The sequence below is a fragment of the Mesorhizobium sp. M7A.F.Ca.US.002.01.1.1 genome, from assembly GCF_004022955.1.
GTDB lineage: Bacteria > Pseudomonadota > Alphaproteobacteria > Rhizobiales > Rhizobiaceae > Mesorhizobium > Mesorhizobium ciceri.
In genome coordinates this window covers 1-4,579 of sequence record NZ_RZQE01000470.1, presented here as the reverse complement: position 1 = coordinate 4,579, position 4,579 = coordinate 1, and the positions used below count along the sequence as shown (strand labels likewise).

General features: G+C 63.6%; 5 protein-coding genes. 3 read left to right on the top strand and 2 right to left on the bottom strand.

Annotated elements, in window-relative coordinates:
* Together EN932_RS29880 and EN932_RS29875 are read left to right on the top strand one after the other, a co-directional pair.
* Positions 1-434 (top strand): hypothetical protein (locus EN932_RS29880; protein WP_128369284.1); only part of this gene is annotated, 434 nt, incomplete at its 5' end.
* 237 nt (positions 435-671) lie between these two features.
* A complete protein-coding gene (locus EN932_RS29875) occupies positions 672-1,607 on the top strand; it encodes a ribose-phosphate pyrophosphokinase (RefSeq protein ID WP_013530002.1) in 936 nt (311 codons plus the stop codon).
* A 12-nt stretch (positions 1,608-1,619) separates the two neighbouring features.
* Here EN932_RS29875 and EN932_RS29870 read toward each other — a convergent pair whose 3' ends face one another.
* Complete coding sequence (locus EN932_RS29870; protein ID WP_013530001.1) at positions 1,620-2,504, bottom strand: helix-turn-helix transcriptional regulator; 885 nt, start codon at positions 2,502-2,504, stop codon at positions 1,620-1,622.
* Between the two features lie 151 nt (positions 2,505-2,655).
* On the opposite strand from EN932_RS29870, the gene EN932_RS29865 reads away from it, so the two are divergent.
* Entirely contained in the window at positions 2,656-3,897 is a 1,242-nt protein-coding gene (locus EN932_RS29865; protein WP_063170320.1) for an MFS transporter, read from the top strand.
* 68 nt (positions 3,898-3,965) lie between these two features.
* On the opposite strand, the gene EN932_RS29860 is transcribed toward EN932_RS29865, so the two are convergent.
* Positions 3,966-4,579 (bottom strand): alpha/beta hydrolase (locus tag EN932_RS29860; protein ID WP_164890682.1); only part of this gene is annotated, 614 nt, incomplete at its 5' end.

The window sequence follows — 4,579 nt, the reverse complement described above, 5'->3', positions numbered from 1 at the left end:
CAACCGCCGCCGCACCGGTCACATCAGCCCAAAGCGCTGCCATCCTGTCGAAGACCCGCTTGCAGATCGCGCCGATCGTAGGCGCTTCGGTGGAAGCTGCGACACCTCTGACGGCGGAGTTGCAGACCCGTGCCAGGCAGCGCGGCATCACTCTCGCCGGCAGCGCCGACCAGACCGTGACACATGTGCTGAAGGGCTATTTCTCGACGATGTCCGAAGGCGCCGACACCACCGTCATCTATGTCTGGGACGTCTATGACCCCGCTGGCAACCGGCTGCACCGCATCAATGGCCAGCAGAAGGCTCCGTCGGTCAATTCCGGCGCCAGCGCGGGCGGCGACAGCTGGAAGGGGATCTCGCCGGCCACCATGCAGGCGATCGCCGACCAGACCATCGACCAGTTCGCCGCCTGGCTCGGCGGCAAGGCGGGCTAGAGGCATCGGACCCCAAAGTGGAGACGGTTTTGGGAAAATCCGATGCCCAATGAGAAGAAGAACCAGCACAAGTCCCCTGCTCCCTGTTGCAGTCCGGCGATGGCGCGGAGCTTTCTTGAGTTTAGCCGGCGGATTCCCGATCTCGGCGCTTGCAATACCAGCGCGGGCCGCTAAAAGCCCGGTTAAAGGGCGCAAGCGAGTCCGTCAGGCCTCATCATCCTCCACCAGGAACCGTGCATGAAACTCTTCGCGGGCAATTCCAACAGGGTGCTGGCCGAAGCAGTCGCCCGGTACCTCAACGTCCCGCTGGGCAAAGCCACGGTCAGGCGCTTCGCCGACCAGGAAATCTTCGTCGAAATCCAGGAAAACGTGCGCGGCGAGGATGTCTTCATCCTGCAGTCGACCTCGTTTCCGACCAACGATCATTTGATGGAATTGCTCATCATGATCGATGCCTTCATGCGCTCCTCGGCCAAGCGCATCACGGCGGTCATCCCTTATTTCGGCTACGCCAGGCAGGACCGCCGCGCCTCCGGCCGCACGCCGATCTCGGCCAAGCTGGTTGCCAACATGATCACCCGCGCCGGCGTCGACCGCGTTCTGACGCTCGACCTGCATGCCGGCCAGATCCAGGGCTTCTTCGACATCCCGACCGACAATCTGTTTTCCGTGCCGGTCATGGCCCGCGACGTGAAGGCCAAATACAAGCAACTCGGCAACGTCGTGGTGGTTTCGCCCGACATTGGCGGCGTGGTCCGCGCTCGTGCGCTGGCCAAGCGCTTCGATGCGCAACTGGCCATCGTCGACAAGCGCCGCGAACGGCCGGGCGAATCGGAAGTGATGAACATCATCGGCGCGGTCGCCGGCAAGGATTGCCTGCTGATCGACGACATCGTCGATTCCGGCGGCACGCTGTGCAATGCCGCCGATGCACTGCTGGCCAACGGCGCCACCAGCGTCACCGCCTATATCACCCACGGCGTGCTGTCGGGCGGTGCCGTTGCCCGCATCAGCGGCTCGAAGCTGCAGGAACTGGTGATCACCGATTCCATCCAGCCGACCCAGGGCGTGCTCGACGCGCCCAACATCCGCGTCATCTCGATCGCCGACCTGATGGGCGAAGCCATCTCGCGCACGGCGACTGAGGAATCGGTGTCGAGCCTGTTCGACTAAACCCGCCTGCCCTTAAGGCGCGGAGCTTTCCAACCGAACCGGGCCGATCAGGCGACGAGCGACCTCGACGTTCTCGCGTGCGCCGCGCATATAGCCGCGCGGCGAGGTCCCCAGCATGCGCTTGAACATGGTGATGAAGGCCGGCACGCTGTCATAGCCGAGATCAAGCGCCACCCTGGTGATCGGCTCGCCGTCCGCCAGCCTGGGCAGCGCCGCGAACAGGCAGGCCTGCTGGCGCCATGTCGACAGCGACAGGCCGGTCTGGCGCTGGAAGGCGCGCGTGAAGGAACGGCGGCTCATGCCGGCTGCATCGGCCCACTCGTCGATGGTCGCATGCGGCGACGGTGCTGCGACGAAGCGTCGGCACAGCGCCGACAATCTTGGATCGGACGGAAATGGCAGCCCGAGAGGCCGTTCCGGCAAGGTCGGGATTTCGTGCAGCAAAAGGTTCATGATCAGCCCACCGCGTCCTTCCAGAACGCCGCCTTGCGGGAGCTTCTCCGATTCCACGATCAGGCTGTGCATCAGGTCGGTGACGCCCACAACGCGCAAGCCTTCGGGCAGCCCCGGGATCGCCTGTGGCATGACATAAACCGAACGCATCGAGACGTCGCCCAGCATCTCGACGGAATGCTCGGTGCCGGCTGGAATCCACATCGCGTGGTCGGGCGGCACCATCCAGCGCCCGTAGCGTGTCGTCACCAGCACCACACCGACAAGCGCATGCAAGAGCTGGCTGCGGCTGTGGCGGTGCTGTGGCACGCGGTAGCCGTCAGGATATTCGGTCGGCAATGCCACCGCCGGCCCGGCCACTTGCTCAAGCCACTGCCAGCGGCTCTCGTGCAACTGGCCGAGATTGGCATTGCCAGCGTGAAAGACTTCTTTGCCGTGCGGCATCTAGTTATGGCCCAGTTGCGAAACTATTGGACCAAACCACGAAAGAAGTCGTCTCGCAAGCGGCTTATAAGGCACCGTCCCTAGGGTGGCCGCAAGGAGCGTCCGCCAGTTGCCTGCGGGCGTGCCCGCCAAAAAGACCACGGAGCCTACCTTGACCGATACGACAGCAGCCAGCGTCGCCCCACCGGCGAGCGCCAGTCACGCCTCAGCCCAGGCGACGGCCTTCACGGTCATCCTGGCGGTGAGCTTCTGCCACTGCATCAACGACATCATGCAGTCGCTGCTATCGGCCATTTACCCGCTCCTGAAAGAGAATTATGGCCTCGATTTCTGGCAGATCGGCTTGTTGACCTTCACTTTCCAGGTGACCGCATCCTTGCTGCAGCCGCTGATCGGCATGATCACCGACAAGCGGCCGATGCCCTATTCGCTGCCCTACGGCATGGCGTCGTCGCTGATCGGCCTGATCGTGCTCGCCTATGCCGGGCATTATTCGCTGCTGCTGATCGGCGCCTCGCTGATCGGCATCGGCTCGGCGATCTTCCACCCGGAATCCTCGCGCATCGCCCGCTTCGCTTCCGGCGGCCGCTTCGGCCTGGCGCAGTCGCTGTTCCAGGTGGGCGGCAATTTCGGCCAGTCCATGGGGCCGCTGCTGGCGGCCTTCATCGTCGTGCCGTTCGGCCAGACCAGCATTTCCTGGTTCGCCGTCGGCTCGCTGATCGGCATCATCGTTTTGTGGCAGGTCGGCGGCTGGTACAGCCGGCTGCGTGCCGCGCAGGGCACCCGCAAGGCGGCGAGCTTCGTTTCGCCCTTCCCGCGCCGCAAGGTGATGAATGCATTGATCGTGCTGACACTGCTGGTGCTGAGCAAGAATGCCTACATCGCCAGCCTCGCCAGCTACTACACCTTCTATTCCATGCATAAGTTCGGCGTTTCTGTGCAGATGAGCCAGGTCATGCTGTTCCTGTTCCTCGGTGCCTCGGCGCTGGGCATCCTGCTCGGCGGCCCGTTCGGCGACCGCTACGGGCAAAAGGCGATGATCTGGTTCTCCATCGTCGGCGTGCTGCCCTTCACGCTCGCCCTGCCCTACGCCAATCTGGAATGGACGATGGTGCTGACGGTGCTGATCGGCCTGATCCTCTCCTCGGCGTTCTCCAACATTGTCGTCTTTGCGCAGGAGCTCGTGCCGGGTCGCGTCGGCATGATCGCCGGCATCTTCTTCGGCTTCGCCTTCGGCATGGGCGGCATCGCGGCGGCCGTGCTCGGCGTCGTCGCCGACATGAAGGGCATCGATTTCGTCTTCCAGATCTGCTCCTATTTGCCGTTCCTTGGATTGCTGACCGTGTTCCTGCCCAACATGAAGGAAGCGCGCAAGGCGCAGGCGGCCGCCTAGATCAGGCCTGAAACCCACGCAAGGAAAAGCACCCGCCGGACGGCGGGTGCTTTTTTCGTTCCAACGGCCTATGCTTTGAAGAAGGCCAGCAGGTCGGCATTGACGATGTCTGCATGGGTCGTGGCCATGCCGTGCGGGAAGCCCTTGTAGACCTTGAGCTCGCCCTTCTTGAGCAGCTTGATCGTCAGCAGCGCCGAGTCCGCGATGGGAACGATCTGGTCGTCGTCGCCGTGCATGACCAGCACAGGCACGTCGATCGCCTTCAGATCCTCGGTGAAGTCGGTTTCCGAAAAGGCCTTGATGCAATCATAATGCGCCTTGGTGCCGCCCATCATGCCCTGGCGCCACCAATTGTCGATGACGCCCTGCGATACCTCTGCGCCCGGGCGGTTGAAGCCGTAGAACGGACCTGATGGAACGTCGCGGAAGAACTGGGCGCGATTGGCTGCCTGCGCGGAGCGGAAGCCGTCGAACACTTCGATCGGCAGGCCGCCGGGATTGGCGGCAGTCTTGAGCATGATTGGCGGCACCGCGCCGATCAGCACCGCCTTGGCGACACGGCCGCCGGCGCCATACTTGGCGACATAACGCGCCACTTCGCCGCCGCCGGTCGAATGGCCGACATGGATGGCGTTCTTGAGGTCCAGATGGGCTGCGAGTTCCGCGACGTCGGCGGCATAGG